Annotated in this window: 11 protein-coding genes; 4 read left to right on the top strand and 7 right to left on the bottom strand. The window is 39.3% G+C overall.

Annotation, left to right across the window (positions count from 1 at the left end):
* Nucleotides 1-80 precede the first annotated feature (80 nt).
* On the top strand, nucleotides 81-479 hold the full coding sequence (mscL, locus tag EDC44_RS09240) for a large-conductance mechanosensitive channel protein MscL (protein ID WP_131977829.1): 399 nt from the start codon (nucleotides 81-83) through the stop codon (nucleotides 477-479).
* 61 nt (nucleotides 480-540) lie between these two features.
* Here the strand turns inward: mscL and rlmD are convergent, their stop codons facing one another.
* Nucleotides 541-1,854, bottom strand: a complete 1,314-nt coding sequence (gene rlmD / locus EDC44_RS09235) for a 23S rRNA (uracil(1939)-C(5))-methyltransferase RlmD (RefSeq protein ID WP_131977826.1) — start codon at nucleotides 1,852-1,854, stop codon at nucleotides 541-543.
* Between the two features lie 2 nt (nucleotides 1,855-1,856).
* Nucleotides 1,857-2,570, bottom strand: coding sequence for a DNA repair protein RecO (gene recO / locus EDC44_RS09230; protein WP_424276107.1), 714 nt, complete (start codon nucleotides 2,568-2,570; stop codon nucleotides 1,857-1,859).
* A gap of 138 nt (nucleotides 2,571-2,708) precedes the next feature.
* Here recO and EDC44_RS09225 point away from each other — a divergent pair, with 138 nt between their 5' ends.
* The gene (locus EDC44_RS09225) at nucleotides 2,709-3,272 is read left to right on the top strand and encodes an acetate uptake transporter (protein WP_131977819.1); all 564 of its coding nucleotides are present in this window, start codon (nucleotides 2,709-2,711) and stop codon (nucleotides 3,270-3,272) included.
* A gap of 42 nt (nucleotides 3,273-3,314) precedes the next feature.
* Here the strand turns inward: EDC44_RS09225 and dsdA are convergent, their stop codons facing one another.
* Both dsdA and dsdX read right to left on the bottom strand, forming a co-directional pair.
* Nucleotides 3,315-4,643, bottom strand: coding sequence for a D-serine ammonia-lyase (dsdA, locus tag EDC44_RS09220; RefSeq protein WP_131977816.1), 1,329 nt, complete (start codon nucleotides 4,641-4,643; stop codon nucleotides 3,315-3,317).
* Between the two features lie 12 nt (nucleotides 4,644-4,655).
* On the bottom strand, nucleotides 4,656-5,993 hold the full coding sequence (gene dsdX / locus EDC44_RS09215) for a D-serine transporter DsdX (protein WP_131977813.1): 1,338 nt from the start codon (nucleotides 5,991-5,993) through the stop codon (nucleotides 4,656-4,658).
* 177 nt (nucleotides 5,994-6,170) lie between these two features.
* On the opposite strand from dsdX, the gene dsdC reads away from it, so the two are divergent.
* Entirely contained in the window at nucleotides 6,171-7,094 is a 924-nt protein-coding gene (gene dsdC, locus EDC44_RS09210) for a DNA-binding transcriptional regulator DsdC (protein ID WP_131977810.1), read from the top strand.
* 54 nt (nucleotides 7,095-7,148) lie between these two features.
* Here dsdC and malQ read toward each other — a convergent pair whose 3' ends face one another.
* Nucleotides 7,149-9,215 carry a 4-alpha-glucanotransferase gene (gene malQ / locus EDC44_RS09205; RefSeq protein WP_131977807.1) on the bottom strand — a complete coding sequence of 689 codons (2,067 nt, stop codon included), beginning with the start codon at nucleotides 9,213-9,215 and terminating at the stop codon, nucleotides 7,149-7,151.
* Between the two features lie 57 nt (nucleotides 9,216-9,272).
* Nucleotides 9,273-11,663 carry a maltodextrin phosphorylase gene (malP, locus tag EDC44_RS09200; protein WP_131977804.1) on the bottom strand — a complete coding sequence of 797 codons (2,391 nt, stop codon included), beginning with the start codon at nucleotides 11,661-11,663 and terminating at the stop codon, nucleotides 9,273-9,275.
* Nucleotides 11,664-11,824: 161 nt separating this feature from the next.
* Between malP and malT the strand changes: the two genes are divergently transcribed.
* Nucleotides 11,825-14,530 (top strand): HTH-type transcriptional regulator MalT, encoded by a 2,706-nt coding sequence (gene malT, locus EDC44_RS09195; protein WP_131977801.1) that lies wholly within the window; start codon nucleotides 11,825-11,827, stop codon nucleotides 14,528-14,530.
* Between the two features lie 33 nt (nucleotides 14,531-14,563).
* On the opposite strand, the gene EDC44_RS09190 is transcribed toward malT, so the two are convergent.
* Nucleotides 14,564-16,603 (bottom strand): alpha-amylase, encoded by a 2,040-nt coding sequence (locus tag EDC44_RS09190; RefSeq protein ID WP_131977798.1) that lies wholly within the window; start codon nucleotides 16,601-16,603, stop codon nucleotides 14,564-14,566.
* Nucleotides 16,604-16,659 lie beyond the last annotated feature (56 nt).

Genomic DNA, 16,659 nt, shown 5'->3' with positions numbered 1-16,659 from the left:
TGTACATCTAAAAATTGATGGTTATAATACGCACACTTTTTAACAAAGTATAGACATTAAACAATCAAAAGGAAAACATTATGAGCTTTATGAAAGAGTTTCGCGAATTTGCGATGAAAGGTAACGTTGTTGACATGGCTGTCGGTGTAATCATCGGTGGTGCGTTCGGCAAAATCGTAAGTTCTTTAGTGGCTGATATAGCAATGCCTGTGTTGGGTATCTTAACCGGCGGTGTAGATTTCAAAGATCTTAAAATCGTATTGGCTGAAGCTGTCGGCGAAACCCCGGCAGTAACCTTAAATTATGGTGCATTTATCCAAAACGTCTTTGATTTCATCGTTATTGCTTTCGCAATCTTTATGATGATCAAAGCTATCAACAAATTGAAACGCCAACAACCAGCAGTAGAAGAAGCACCGGCAGAACCAACAGCGGAAGAAAAATTATTAACGGAAATTCGTGATTTATTGAAAAAATAGCTTTTAATAAAACCTAGATCAAAACCGATCGCCCGTGAGTTTAGACTGACGGGCGATCGTTTTATTGACTAAATAACGTCACACTTTCCAAATGTCCTGTATTTGGGAACATATCGATCATAGCAACTTTTTGAATTTTATAACCAAAATTCAGCAGAATTTCGGCATCTCGCACTAGTGTGGCAGGATTGCAGGACACATATAAAATTTTATCGGCGTTTAATTCGCACAAGGCATTTAACGCAAAAGCTGCACCGCTGCGGGGCGGGTCGAGCAGGATTTTATTGAAATGTCGTGTTGCCCAAGGCTGGTCATTAAAAGACTGTGCCAAATCCGCTTGATAAAACGCTGCGTTATGGCATTGGTTGCGATGGGCGTTAGAGCGGGCCTTTTCCACCATCGGCAAAACGCCTTCAATTCCTACCGCACTTTTAACTCGGCGGCTGAGTGGCAAGGTGAAATTACCCATACCGCAGAATAAATCCAGCACTTGATCATCAGGTTGCAAATCTAGCCATTGCAAGGCGGTTTGAACCATTTGTGTGTTTAACTCGCGGTTGACCTGAATAAAATCCCGAATATCAAATTGTAATTTTAAATTTTCAATTTGATAGTAAGGTATTTCGCCATGCCAGTGTTCAATATCATCTTGTTGTTGCACAAAAAGCATTAAATGTTGCGAAATAGCAAAATTTAACAGCAAAGTGCGGTCATTTTCGCTGATCTTTCCGGTAGTGCGTAATAGCATTGCTACACCGTTATCCGCATTCACCAATTCAATATGACCAAGATTTTTCGGTTGCGACCATTGATTGAGTATTGCAATTAGCATTGGAATCAAACCATTAAGCGGTTGGGCTAACACATTGCAATGTTCAATAGGCACAATTTGTTGCGAATTGGCTTGGCGAAAGCCCAGCTCCGGTTTCTTCGTTTTCGGATTCCACAATAAACTCAACCGCACTCTACGGCGATAATGCCATTGCTCACCGCAGATCATCGGCATAAATTCAATGCCTTGCGGTTGCAGTTTTTGTAAGCGACGAAACAATGCCGCCTGTTTGGCTTCACGCTGTATTGCAAGCGGAATATGCTGGCTTTGGCAACCGCCACAACGGGTGTAATATTCACATTGCGGATAAACGCGTTCGGCACTTCGTTGCAATAGCTTTTGTGTTACACCGCGACCATATTGGCGTTTGTTTTCCAACACCTTGAATTGTACCTGTTCGCCGGGCAAGGCGTTTTCGATAAACCAGGTTTTGCCATTGATTTTGGTAATGCCTAAGCCTTGATAGTCTAAATCCGTCACAAGTGCGGTGAGATTTTGCGATGTTTTTTGAGCCGGTTTCTTTTGTTGATAGAGTAGAGCCATAATTATTTTTTCAGTACAAGTTGAGAGAATAACTCTCTGCTTTTCAACGGTTTTCCGCCTAAATAGGGTTTCAGGGCAATGCGGGTGAAGCGTTTGGCTGCCTGCAAAGTGGCGACATCGTTAAACTGTTGATGATGGAATGCCAGTAAATCACGGCCGTAAAAAGTCAGGTTATTTTGAATCAGCGATGCAATAAAGCCTTTTTGTTCGCGATATTGATAAGTCATATTTTCATCCACAAATTCTCCCGAACCGGCACAATGACAAAAATCCACCGCATAGCCTATGGTCTGTAATAACTGAAATTCAAAGGTACGCAACGCCGGTTCAAGGCGTTTGGGATCGGTCGCCAATGTGGTGAGACATTGCAGATAATCTTGAAACAACTGCGGATAAGCGGTTTCAATTTCTAGCACGCGGGTGAGTAATTCGTTCACATAAAAACCGCTGTAAAGTGCGGTTTGTTCCAGCGGTAATGTGATGGACACGGCTTCCGCTTTGGTGAGAATTTTCAGCTCGCCTTTGCCTGACCAACGCAACAGCAACGGTGTAAACGGCTGCAATACGCCTTTTAGGGTGGAACGTTTGGTTCTTGCCCCTTTTGCCAGCACGGTTAAGCGACCTGTTTGTTCTGTAAACAAGTCCACTAAAAGGCTGGTTTCGCTGTATGAACGGCGGTGCAACACAAATCCGCGTTGCCAATTTTCGGCTGAAATAACGGTTTCCTTTGCTGTGAAAATATAACTAAAAGTGCGGTGTATTTTAGCAGATTTTCCACATATTTTGCTTTATTTTTCATTCATTAGCCCCTATACTGTCGCCCTTTTGAAACCAGTATAAAAGGAAACAGTTTTATGTCAGCAGACAACAAAACCGCCAATCCGGGTCCCTTGGGTTTGTGCGGATTTGCATTAACAACATGGTTATTATGCTTAGTGAACGGCGGCTTTTTCGGTGCCGAGAGCTTAGGTTTGGTATTAGGTATGGCGTTCGCTTTTGGTGGTACGGCTCAAATTATCGCTGGTATGTTTGAGTTCGGCAAAGGTAACACGTTCGGCTTCACCGCATTTATTAGCTACGGTTCATTCTGGTGGTCTTGGGCGTTGTTCGTTACATTCTTTAAAGAAAACGTCCCTGCAACCTTCGTGGCTTGGTATTTGGGCTGCTGGGGCACATTCACATTAATGATGTTTTTAGCGACATTCAGCAAACCAAAAGCGTTAAGTGCGGTCTTTTTCTTCTTAACTTTAACTTTCTATGCTTTGGCTATCGGTGATGCAACAGGCAATCACGGCATTGTGAACGTGGGCGGTTACTTAGGTTTAATCACGGCATTATGTGCTTTCTATTTAGCGGCAGCGGAAGTGTTAAATGAAAGCTACGGCAGAACCGTATTGCCCATTGGTGAGAGAAAATAGTATTCAAATCAATAGCCCGGAGTAACCCGGGCTATTCATATATTAATAATTACCAAGGCTTAAATATTTTTCCATTTCTTCTTGTGGAACCATACCTCCGCCGGTTGCCCATACAATATGTGAAGCATTTTGTAATTGTTGAGCGGTGAATTTCATTCTTTGTAAATATTCATCATTCTGTATACGAATGGCTCCAGGCATACCGGCTAAAGCAGACGGTTCTAATTTGATTTGCTCGGCTTGATTTAACAATCCTAATAAGTCATACATTTCTTGATCACTAATTGTATAATAACCATCAAGCAATCTTTCCATTGCTCTGCCCACAAAGCCGGAAGGACGACCTACCGCTAATCCATCTGCAGCAGTGATATTATCAATACCAATATCTTGTACTGAAATTTTATCGTGTAGACCGGTATAAACACCTAGCAACATACAAGGAGAATGAGTCGGTTCAGCAAAAATACAATGTACATTGTCACCAAAAGCTAATTTTAGCCCAAATGCCACTCCTCCGGGTCCTCCTCCGACTCCACAAGGAAGATAAACAAATAAAGGGTGTTCCGCATCAACAAGTATATTTTGGTTTTGTAATTGTTGTTTTAATCTTTCTCCCGCAACAGAGTATCCTAGGAATAATGTTTTAGAGTTCTCATCATCAATAAAGAAACAGTTAGGATCTTTTTCAGCTTCTTTACGTCCTTGGGCAACGGCAACTCCATAATCTTGTTCATATTCCACAACATTAACATTATGAGAACGCAATTTTTGTTTTTTCCATTCTCTTGCATCTGCAGACATATGAACACTCACATTAAATCCTAATTTAGCACTGATAATTCCAATAGATAATCCTAAATTTCCGGTTGAGCCTACGGCAATACTGTATTGGCTAAAAAACTGTCTGAATTTCTCTGAAAATAATTTACTATAATCATCATTTGTATTTAGTAATCCATTTTCGATAGCTAATTTTTCCGCATGTGCAAGAACTTCATAAATACCGCCCCGAGCCTTAATAGACCCTGAAATCGGTAAATGGCTATCCTTTTTCAGATAAAGCTTTCCAGTAATTTTTTTACCATAACGTCGTTCCAGTATTTTTTGCATATGTGGAATAGAGACGAGTTCTGATTCAATAATACCATTGCTTGCCTCTGTCTCTGGAAATGCCTTAACAAAATAAGGAGCAAAACGGGATAGTCGCTCCGTAGCATCTTGTGTATCCTTTCGTTGTAAACCTACATAAGATAAGCCTTCTGAGGTAGTGGTAATATTCGGATTAAACCATTCCACTTCTTTTAATTGAATCAACTGTTCGACTAATGGGTGGGATTGGATTAATGTTTGTAAATTTGATTTGTTCATTTTAATACCTCTCTATATGAAATATGATAATAGGAATGTACAGGTTAATGCGATTAAAGAAGCGATAAACGTTGCAGTAGTGTAATATTTAAAGATTTCATTCATAGTTGCACCACAATATTGTTTCACTAACCAAAATAAGGAATCAGTGACAATGGTACATCCAATGGCACCAGAACCAATGGCTAGGGTAATAATTTCCGGACTAATATTAGGATACAATGAGAGCATAGGAGAAACTATTGCAGTAGCACCTAGCATAGCGACAGTTGCTGAACCTACTGCAGCATGTAAGATAATAGCTACAAGCCAGGCTAATAGAATTGGATGCATATCAAAATTAGCTAAAATTGCAGCTAATCCATCACTTAATCCACTTGATTTCAAAATACCGTTAAAAGCTCCGCCTGCACCAATAATTAACAAGATATTAGCTATAGCTGAAAATGCATCTTCAGTTTTGGTTAGGAGTGCAGACATGCTCATATTACGTTTAATGCCGAGCATATAATATGCAGCAAAGGCTGCAATAAACATAGCTGTAATTGGGTTACCAATGAATTCTAGTATGCCATAAATATGAGAATCTTTATCAAGATTTAGTTCGGCTATTGTTTTGATTAACATTAGAATAATAGGTAATAACACGGTAAATAAAGCTGCAGAGAGTGATGGCAATTCATGTTCTTCACGAGTTTTTAGATCAGAAAACTCATCTGGTACTTTTTTAAAAGGAATTTTATGTTTTATCAATTTTAAAAATAGTGGTCCACCAAGTAATGATGCGGTTAAGCCAATTAAGAGACCATATACAATTACTTTCCCCATATCAGCACCTAAAGCATTAGTGACATATAGAGCAGCCGGATGTGGAGGAACAATACAATGAACAGCCATCAATGCAGTGCATAAAGGAATAGCTAGATTAAGTAATGAGGCGTTGGTCTTTTTGGCAATAGAAAATGCAAGAGGAATGAGCAATACTACACCAACCTCTACGAATAATGTAATTCCACATACCATGCCAACAATTACCATTATGACATCGGGAGATAAAAATTTATTTTGTTGTAATGTAATACCAATTCTTTCTGCGGCTCCGGAAACTTCAATCATTTTACCTAAAATAGTACCCAGTCCAATGACAGCGGCAAGAAAGCCTAATGTTCCCCCAATACCATTCTCAATAGCTTCTATTATACTTAGAGGTTTCATTCCCATTAAACTACCGACATAAAAGCTAGATAACAACAAGGCTAAGAATGGGTGTAGTTTAAATTTGACAATAGCAAAAATAATTAAGGCGATACTTGTAATTAAAACGGTTATAATCCAAATTTGTGATTCCATAGCTATTTCTCCTCTGTTGAAATAATCGTCTTTATTTAATCTCATTGACAATGATCTGACAAACGATAAATAATTACTTTCAGATGAGCTAATTTAATTCAAAATAGTGATAAACATCACAAAATTGTTTTTTTATAGGATATGGATTATATTTTTTTATTTGTTAGGAGTTTATTTATGCTAAATGATATTAGGAATATCACTAAAAACAGAATGTTGAATCGTTATCAAATGGCAAAATTACATACTTTTGAAGCTGTAGCCCGTCATCAGTCCTTTGCTTCTGCTGCAGAAGAATTAAGTGTCACGCCAAGTGCTGTTAGTCATCAAATTAATAATCTTGAAGATACTATTGGCTTTAAGTTATTTCATCGTTATCATCGTCATATTGAGTTAACTGCAGATGGAAAAAAATTATTTAATTCGCTACAAACTATACTTGATCAATTAAATCAAGACATTTGGGAAATAAAAAACCAAGAGCTCACAGGACAATTAACTATTTATTCACGGCCATCAATTGCACAAAGTTGGTTAATACCTAAAATTTCTTCATTTATCCAAAAATATCCATATATTACACTTAATCTATTGACTGGTAATGAAATAATTAATTTTCATCGACATAGAATTGACTTGGCTATCTATTATGATGATCTAATTTATTCCGATTTATCCTGTGTTGAATTAATGAAGGAAAATATCACTCCTGTTTGTTCCCCCGCATATGCAGAAAAATTTGAATTATATAATAATCCTGATCGGCTTAAGAATTGTACTATTTTACATGACAGCCAAGCCTGGGCATATGATTCTCAATATAATGAATGGCAAAACTGGGCAAATAGTTTTGATTTAGAGTTGGATTTTAATCAATTACGGGCTATCTTATTTGATCGTTCAGATCTTGCGGTTACAGCAGCTGTACAGCATATGGGAGTTGCAATGGGAAGACAGACGTTGATTGCTCCTTTTATTAAGACGAATCAACTTATAATGCCATTTGAAAAGTTAATCAATGTATGTCAACAGCGTTATTATGCGGTAACAGCTTCTCTGCATAACCCAAAAGTGAAAGCGTTTATAAATTTACTTAAATAGAAAATCATCGTAAGGTCAAGTTGTTTCTTACGATGATTCTTTATGAATGAGATTTTACTTCTTCCGATTTCGATTCACCGTATGCAATAAATTCTGCACCGTTGGATCGGCAAAGATTTCATCCGTGCTGACGGTTAAACGGCGTCGCCAGTTTTGATATTGCGTACTGGTGCCCGGAATATTCACCGGTTCGCTGACGTTGATCCAATCTTCCGGTTGGAAGCCGAATAATGCACTGCTAACGTTAGACACATATTTTTGTAGATTATGGCTGAAATTTGCAGTCACTGCAGAATGTAGGGTTTCATCTACACCTTGATCAATCGCCACATTGTTTTCTTTCAGACGAGCGAGAATCTTACTTTTTGCATTCACGCGATCTTGTTGCAAAATAGCTAAAATCTTCGGGTTCGGATATACGCCGAATTGTTGACCCAATTCAAAATCATAACCACGCCAGTAGCCGTTAATGGTCGGCAAATCATGAGTGCTGAGCGTTGTCATTGCCTGATACGGATATTCTTGCAAATCGCGACTTTGTCCTTGTTGATCAAATTCAAAGTAGAAAATTTTATAAGACAGGATGCCCGCATTGCGTAATTTACTCACAATTTCTTTCGGTACGGTGCCAAGATCTTCACCGATGATTAAGCATTGATGGCGTTGGCTTTCCAACGCTAAAATAGCGATGAGATCATCAACGGGATAACGTATATAAGCGCCGTTAACCGCACGGTCACCTTTCGGGATCCACCACAAACGCAATAATGACATAATATGATCAAGACGTAACGAACCGCAATGTTGCATATTAGCACGAATGAGTTCAATAAAAGGTTCATAGGCCTGTTGTTGCAATACATGCGGATTCATCGGAGTCAATCCCCAGTTTTGTCCTTGCGGTCCGAGAATATCCGGCGGAGCACCTACGGAAGCATTTAAACAATAGAGATTTTTATCATTCCAGGTTTCAGCCCCGCTTCCGGTAACGCCTACGGCTAAATCGCGATATAAACCAATAGTCATTTGTTTTTCACGGCACAGTGCATCACATTCGGCTAATTGTTGATCGGCAATAAATTGTAGCCAAGTATAAAATTGCACGTCGTCGGCGTGTGCTTGGCGGAATTGTTGTACCGCGTTGCAATGATAGTCTTGATATTTTTCTGCCCAAAAATCCCATCCCCATTGCTCGCTGAAGTTTGCTGTTAGATAGGCGTGTAATGCGTCAAAGGTCGCTTGAATTTGCAGACTTTCTCCGCCATTCGCTGCAAATACGGAGAATGCTTGTTGTTTTTGCGGATCTTGTTGTGATTGGAAGCTGTCAAAAGCAAAACGCAAGCCTTGTAATTTCAGCGGAATGATTTTGCCGTAATTAATCCAGGAATCTGACCGCACTTCGTGTAAGGTTTGCTGCACAGCCGGGCTATGAAACCATTCCTGTGCCGCGGTATTTTGTTGAAATTCCGGCAGGGCCGCCACGTCGATATAGGCAATATTCAACCATTTGCGGGATGACGGACTATAAGGACTGGCAGATTCCGGGTTAGCCGGAAACAGAGCGTGAATCGGATTAAGGCCGAGAAAATCCGCTTGGTATGGCGCAAGATGCCGGATAAATTGTTTTAAATCTGTGAAATCGCCTATTCCCCAGTTTTGCTTGGATTTCAGGGTATACAGCTGAATAAAAGAACCCCAGAGCTTCTTGCCTTCCTGCAAGGCTTGCGGTTGATAACAACGATTCGGGGCGATAATAATGCGGCATTGCTGATTCTTGAATGTGAGATTGTGATAACCTAAAGGCAGGTCTTTTGGTAACCGAATCACATTTTTTTTCACTTTTCCATTTAATACGATATCACTGTTTTCTAAGCGTAACTGCCATTGACCTTGAATTTTGCGTCCATCTGCATTATTTAAACGTAGAAAGTGCGGTTGATTTTCTCGGAAAATTTGTACAGTTGGTAAAGGAAAGTGTTTATTACGGGTATTTCCGCTAAGTGCCTTATAAAGAGATTTTTTTATAGAGAGAGGTGCGTATTTTTTACGACCTCTTTCATCGAAAAAGAACGGCATAATTCCCGCCTGATTAAATTGGCGTGTAAGCTGGGTCGTCTTCATTTTTATTTCCCTCTTTTGGATTCTCCCCAAATTAATTGGGGAGAAAACATTATCGTGTTATTTCGACCAAATACGATCTTGATAATCGCGAATAGAACGGTCGGAACTAAACATACCTAAACGTGCGGTATTTAAAATAGCACTGGTAAGCCATTGTTCTTGATCTAAATAAGCTATACCGATACGTTTTTGTACATCCACATAACTGGCGAAATCAGCAAAAACTAAGAACGGATCCCGTTCAAGTAAGCTGTCGATCATTAATTTAAACATTTGTTTATCGCCGTCACAAACCTTGCCTTTGGTTAAAAAATCTATCGCGTTCTTTAATATGGCATCTTTCTTATAATAATTTTTCGGATTATATCCTTTAGCGAGCAATTCGCGTACACTTTCTACAGTATGACCGAATAAGAATATATTTTCTTTGCCCACCATTTCGGCAATTTCCACGTTAGCACCGTCTAATGTTCCCACAGTTAATGCACCGTTTAATGCCAATTTCATATTGCCGGTGCCGGATGCTTCTTTACCCGCCATGGAAATCTGTTCGGAAATATCTGCGGCGGGAATGATTTTTTCTGCCAAACTTACACGGTAATCGGGTAAGAAAGCGACTTGCAATTTATTTTTCACAGCTTTATCGTGATTAATCACATTTGCCACATTATTAATCGCATGAATAATATTTTTAGCTAAGTAATAACCCGGCGCGGCTTTACCTGCAAAAATAAATACTCGTGGGGTGAAATCCATATTCGGGTTCGCTTTAAGCTCTTGATAAGTCGCGATAATATTCAGTAAATTCAAATGCTGGCGTTTATATTCATGGAATCGTTTGATTTGCACATCAAAGATTGCATCCGTATTAACGGTTAAGCCTAAAGTGCGGTGGATTTCATTTGCCAAAATAATTTTGTTATTTTGTTTGATGTTCGCGTATTCATCACGGAAACCGCTATCATTCACAAAATTTTCTACCCCTTTAAGCTGATCAAGATGTTTAGCCCAGTCTGTTTGTAAGCTACGATCTAATAAATCGGCAAGTTGCGGGTTAGCCTGACGGATCCAGCGACGTGGTGTAATCCCATTAGTGACATTACAGAATTTAGTCGGGAATAATTTATGATATTCAGGGAATAAATCAGTCACTAATAAATCGGAATGGATCTGAGCTACGCCATTAACACGGAAACAAGTCACTACACAGAGATTAGCCATACGCACGCGATAATCATATAAAATCGCTAATTTCGCCCATACATCCGGATCGTCACCTAATTCTGACCGTACTTTTTCATGGAAAATAGCATTAATTTTATCCACAATTTGGAAGTGACGAGGCAGCAATTTTTTAAATAGCCGTTGATCCCATTGCTCTAATGCTTCAGGCAATAGAGTATGGTTTGTGTAGGCAAATGCATTAGAACAAATTGCCCAAGCATCATCCCAGCTTAGTTTGTATTCATCTAATAATACCCGCATTAATTCAGGAATTGCCAGTGTCGGATGAGTGTCATTGAGTTGAATAATCTGATACTTTGCAAACTCTTTGAGTTCATGACCTTGAGCAAAATGGCGTTCTAAAATATCGGCTACGGAACAGGCAACATGGAAATATTGCTGCATTAAACGTAATTTTTGACCGGCTTTATGATTGTCATTCGGATAAAGAACCTGTGTAAGTGCAGCCGCATTGACAATATCTTTATCGGCATTTAAGAATTTACCGTCGTTAAATTTATCAAAATTAAAAGACTGATCGTTATCGGCTTGCCATAAGCGTAATGCTTGTACTACATCATTTTGATAACCGACGATAGGCAGATCAAAGGCTTTACCTTGAATAGTGAGTTCAGGTTGCCAGTCAAAACGATCATCTTTGATTTGCTTAATTTTTCCGCCAAAGCTAACAATTTGGGTTTTGCTTGGATTATAAGATTGCCACGGATATTGATCACGATTCCAGGTGTCCGCACTTTCGTGTTGTTTTCCGTCCTCGAAAGCTTGCTTGAATAATCCGTATTGATAATGTAAACCGTAACCGGTGGCGGATTGACCTACACTGGCCATTGAATCCAAATAACAGGCAGCTAAACGACCTAAACCGCCATTACCTAATGCAGGATCGCGTTCTTGCTCCAATACATCGGCCAAATCTACGTTATATTTTTTCAAATAATTTTTAAATTCATCGTAATAGCCTAAATTCATTAGGTTATTACCGGTTAGACGACCGATTAAGAATTCCATGGAAAGATAATTTACATGGCGTTGCTCTTCGGTTTTTACCGGTTTTTTTTCATAAGCTAATTCGAGAGTACTTTCCGCGATTAACTGATACCATTGTTGAAGCGAGAATTGTTCTGGGGAGTCAACATCAAAATAGCGGCAATATTTTTGTGTAATTGCGTTAAATTTCTGTTGCGAAATGCGTTGTTGTGTCATAGGAACCTCTGGTTGTAAATATAAAATAGGTAAATCATTTCTTTATATCATTATGTTGAATTATAATTAAAATAAATCATACCTCACACGTTTTTATAGGTATGAATATTAGGAAGTAAGGCGTAGATAAAACGTAGCACAATTTATTCAAGGCGGAGATCATGTTAATACCATCAAAACTCACTAGTTCATATCGTTTGCAACATAGTATTCCGCGGCAGCGACTTATTCAACAATTGAATAAAGCCAATCAATATCCATTAGTGTTAATTAATGCACCTGCCGGCTATGGAAAAACTACGTTGGTTTCACAATGGATTGCGAATCGAGAAAATGTAGGTTGGTATTCTTTGGATGAAAGTGATAATCAAGCGGATCGTTTTGCAACTTATTTCAGTACGGCATTATTTAATGCCATGCAAATGGAATTACGAGAAGTTGAGAGTCAAGCAAGCCATCAGGCAAATTTACAAGCCTTGTTTAATCAATTGTTAGTAACGGTCGGACATTTTCGAGAGCATATTTATTTAATTATTGACGATTATCATCTTATTGATAATGAGGAGATTCATGATGCCTTGAAATATTGGATTCGACATCAACCGACTAATATGACATTGATTATTATTTCTCGCTCTGTGCCGTCATTGGGGATTGCCGGGTTACGCGTACAAGAACAATTATTAGAAATTGATATACATGAACTTCCTTTTAATCATCAAGAAACCATCACATTTTTTCAGTCAAGACTTGATGTACCATTATCCGAGCCGGAATTGACCGCACTTTGTGATGAAGTGGAAGGATGGCCTACCGCATTGCAATTAATCAGTTTATCCGCAAAACAACATAAAACCACATTACAGGAAACCGCGAAGAAATTGGCGAAGTTCAATAGTTCGCATATCAGTGAATATCTCAATGATGAAGTATTGAATCATATTGATCAGGACATTCGTATTTTTTTATTGCAATGCTCGGTATTACGTTCAATGAATGAAAAGCTGGTACAGCATCTAACCGGTTGTAAAAATAGCCGTCAACGTTTGGAAGAATTGGAAAAGAGCGGTCTGTTTTTACAACAAATTGATGTAGATGAACAGAATAATTGGTGGCGTTTTCATCCGCTCTTCGCCTCTTTCCTATGGCAATGTTGTCAAGCGGAATTGGCCTCCGAACTGCAAAACTTGCATCAACGGGCGGCAGAAGCATGGCTCGGTTTGGGCTATACGTCAGAAGCATTGTATCATGCTATGCAATTAGATGATTCGGCAACATTATTGGATATTTTAAAACAATCGGCATGGGATTTATTTCATTGCGGCGAACTGAAATTGTTAGAAGAAAGTTTAAATCGCTTGGATAGCCAACATTTTATTCAACAACCAAGATTATTATTACTTAAAGCATGGGTTGTGCAAAGCCAGCATCGACATATAGAAGTTATTGGTATTTTTAATCATTTTGAACAGGCAATGAGAGAGCATAATGTTCAATTAAGTAAAGAATATGAAGCAGAATTTAATGTCTTGCGTGCACAGGTTGCTATTAATGATGGTAATGAAAAAGAAGCGCTTGAACTGGCAACCCAGGCATTAGCGGATTTGCCGGATAGTTTTTATTATGCGCGAGTAGTCGCAACCTCAATTATTGGTGAATCTCATCATGTGCGGGGAGAATTGGCCATTGCCTTGGAAATGTTACAAAAAACCGAGCATATGGCTCGGCGTTATCATATGTATCATAATGTATTATGGGCGTTGCTACAGCAATCAGAAATATTGTTGGCTCAAGGTTTCTTGCAAGCTGCTTATGATATGTTGGACAAGGCCAATTTATTTGTGAAAGAAAATCACCTGCAAAAAGTACCGATGTATGAATTTTTATTACGTACCAAAGGACAAATTTTGTGGGAATGGTATAACTTAGACAAAGCGGAAGCAATGGCTAATGCAGGTATGGCGGTTCTGACCAAAGACGAAGATAAATTGCAATGTCTTGCACTATTAAGCAAAATTTCTTTAGTGCGAGGGGATTTGGATAATGCTTCCCGTTTATTAAATGATATTGATATTTTAAAAACCAGTAAAGAATATCATTATGACTGGATGACTAATGTGGATGCAGACAAGATTCTATTATGGCAAATGCGAGATAGCCGAGATAATGTGGCCAGTTGGCTATTACGCAGCCGTAAACCGAGAATGATGTGTAATCATTTTTCACAAGGGCAATGGCGCAATATTGTGCGGGCACATTTATTATTAGAACAATTCGATGAAGCTCAACATATCCTGGATCAACTGATTCATACGGCTGAACAACTTAGCTTAAATACTGATTTAAATCGAGCGTTAATTTTACGTAACCGTTTGTATTATTTACAGTCTAGAAAAGACTTGGCTCAAAAAGATTTAATTGCTGCACTTAATCTGGCTCGTCAAACCAATTTTATCAGTGCCTTTGTGATTGAAGGTGAAATTATGGCACAACAAGTCCGCCATTTGCTGCAACTTAATGTATTGGACGAAATCGCTTTGCATAAAGCACAATTTATTTTACGTAATATCAATCAATATTATCGCCATAAATTTGCTCATTTTGACGAACAGTTTGTGGAAAATTTATTGAAAAACCCTCAAGTACCGGAATTACTCCGTATTAGTCCTCTTACTCAACGGGAATGGCAAGTCTTGGGGCTGATTTATTCAGGTTATAGCAATGATCAAATTTCTGAAGAATTGCAGGTTGCAACCACGACCATTAAAACCCATATTCGTAATTTATATCAAAAAATCGGCGTTGCCAATCGTGCAGAGGCCATTGATTATACAAAAGAATTGTTGAAACTGATGGGATATAATTAAATTGTCATGGGGCACAGCCTATGCCTCTTATGTTTATTTTCCGGCCCAAATCACCATGACTTTATCGTCGCCTTGTTCTCGACTGAATGCGTAATAGCGTTCGGTTTCCAATGTTTTATGTTGACCGGCTCCAAGTGCGGTATGTTTTTGGCGGAATTTTGCCAGTTTTTGCCAATGTTGCAATAATTGCTGTTTTGCCGGATTAGTTGCCAACTCCTGCCAATTCATATCGGAACGCGTGCCCTGCATTGGATCGGAACCGATTGGTCCGAATTCACGACCGCTTTCATCGCCGTAATAAATTTGTACTGCACTTGGTGCGAGTAATAAACTGTTAGCGGCGATTTTTTGTTTTTCCGTATCATTTTGACTGTCGGAATGGAAAAACAAACGCGTATCGTGAGAAGATAAATAACTCAATACATCAAAATCTTGCAATTTAGCATTCATTTCCACATAGGTCGGTTCAATGTAGGCAAAACAATCCAGAGCATTTTTTGCCTGATCTTGGAAATCGAAGTTAATCATGGAATCAAACCCGTTTTGGAAATAACCGCTTTTCATTACGCCGTGTCCCCAGGCCTCGCCGGTCATCCAAAATTCGTCGTTAAATTTTTCTTGCGGATGAGTGTTTTGCCATTCTCTTAGTGCCTGTTGTGCGGACTGTTTTAATTGCAGCCACGTGCTTTGTTCTACGTGTTTAGCCGTATCTACACGGAAACCGTCCACACCGTATTTACGCACCCAGTGGGATAGCCAAGTGATTAAATAATCACGCACTTTGGCATTGTCCAAAGTTTTTGCATTCGTTTCTTTATGGTGGAAAAACGGCGGTAAACCTACCGCACTTTCGTTTTCGGTTTTTAAATCGGGCAGTGATGAAAGCGACATTTTCAGATCATCGAATTTCGGACTATCGTAATCGCCGATATCCGAACGTACCCAATCTTTATTCCACCATTTCGCCCAGCCGGCTTTATCACCAAAGTTAATATAATCATTAAAACTGTGCCAATTTTGACCGCTCTTCGGTTGCCAATTTGTCCATTTTTTGCCAAGCACCGACAGAATTTCATTGTCTTTTAAATAAAGCGAACCGAAACCGAATTCCTGCATATCCGCCAAAGTTGCGTAACCCGTGTGATTCATCACTACATCAAAAATTACTCGAATGCCCCGTTGATGAGCTTGACGGATAAAATCTGCCAAATCCTGTTCACTGCCCATATTGGCATCCACTTTTGTCCAATCCTGGTGATAATAACCATGATAGGCATAATGCGGGAAATCACCGTTTGAACCACCGCCAACCCAGCCGTGCATTTGCTCAAGCGGTGAGGAGATCCAAAGGGCATTCACGCCGAGATCGGCCAGATAATCCAGTTTTTCCGTTAAACCTTTTAAATCGCCGCCGTGGAAAGTGCCGATTTCCTGCATGCCGTCCTTGTGTCGCCCATAGCTGTTGTCGTTACTGCTATCACCATTATAGAAACGATCGGTTAAAACAAAATAAACCGTGGCATTTTTCCAATTAAAAACGGCTGAATTTTGCACCGCACTTTTTTCCAATAAGATCAAACCGGCGGCGTTTTTATCCGGTGTAAACGTTACTTTGCCGTTTTTCACCGTGTCGGTTTGACCGGAATAAAAATCCTGCACCGATTCACCTTCGGCAAACACATTTGATACATTAATTTCAACCGCTTTACCGTTCCATTTCGGACAGGTTTGGCTATATTGCGTTTGTTTTTCCGCTTCTTTTTCCACAACGATACGTAAGGTTGGCGTGCCACTGCGTAAATCAATTTGAGCGGTGTAATTGCCGCTGCGGAAAATACGCAGTTGCGGAATCTCGTTATTACAAGCTGTGAGCGAAATTTCTTGGTTTAATTTGACCGCACTTTGTGGTTGTAGGCATTGATTATTTAATTGAAATTGCAAGGGAATATTGCCTTTCTGCAAGATAGCTTTACTTTGATATAAGTGCGGTTCGATTTCGTCAAATTTTTGAAATTCGGCGGAAGCACAAGCCGAAACGGAAAATAGACTCAAGAATAAAACGGTTTTTTTCATATGATTTCCTTACACAAACGGGGAATGTGTTATTCCCCGTTTATAGTCGATTGGCT

This window comes from Cricetibacter osteomyelitidis (genome assembly GCF_004340985.1).
Taxonomy (GTDB): Bacteria; Pseudomonadota; Gammaproteobacteria; order Enterobacterales; family Pasteurellaceae; genus Cricetibacter; species Cricetibacter osteomyelitidis.
This window is presented reverse-complemented; position numbering and strand designations above follow the sequence as displayed.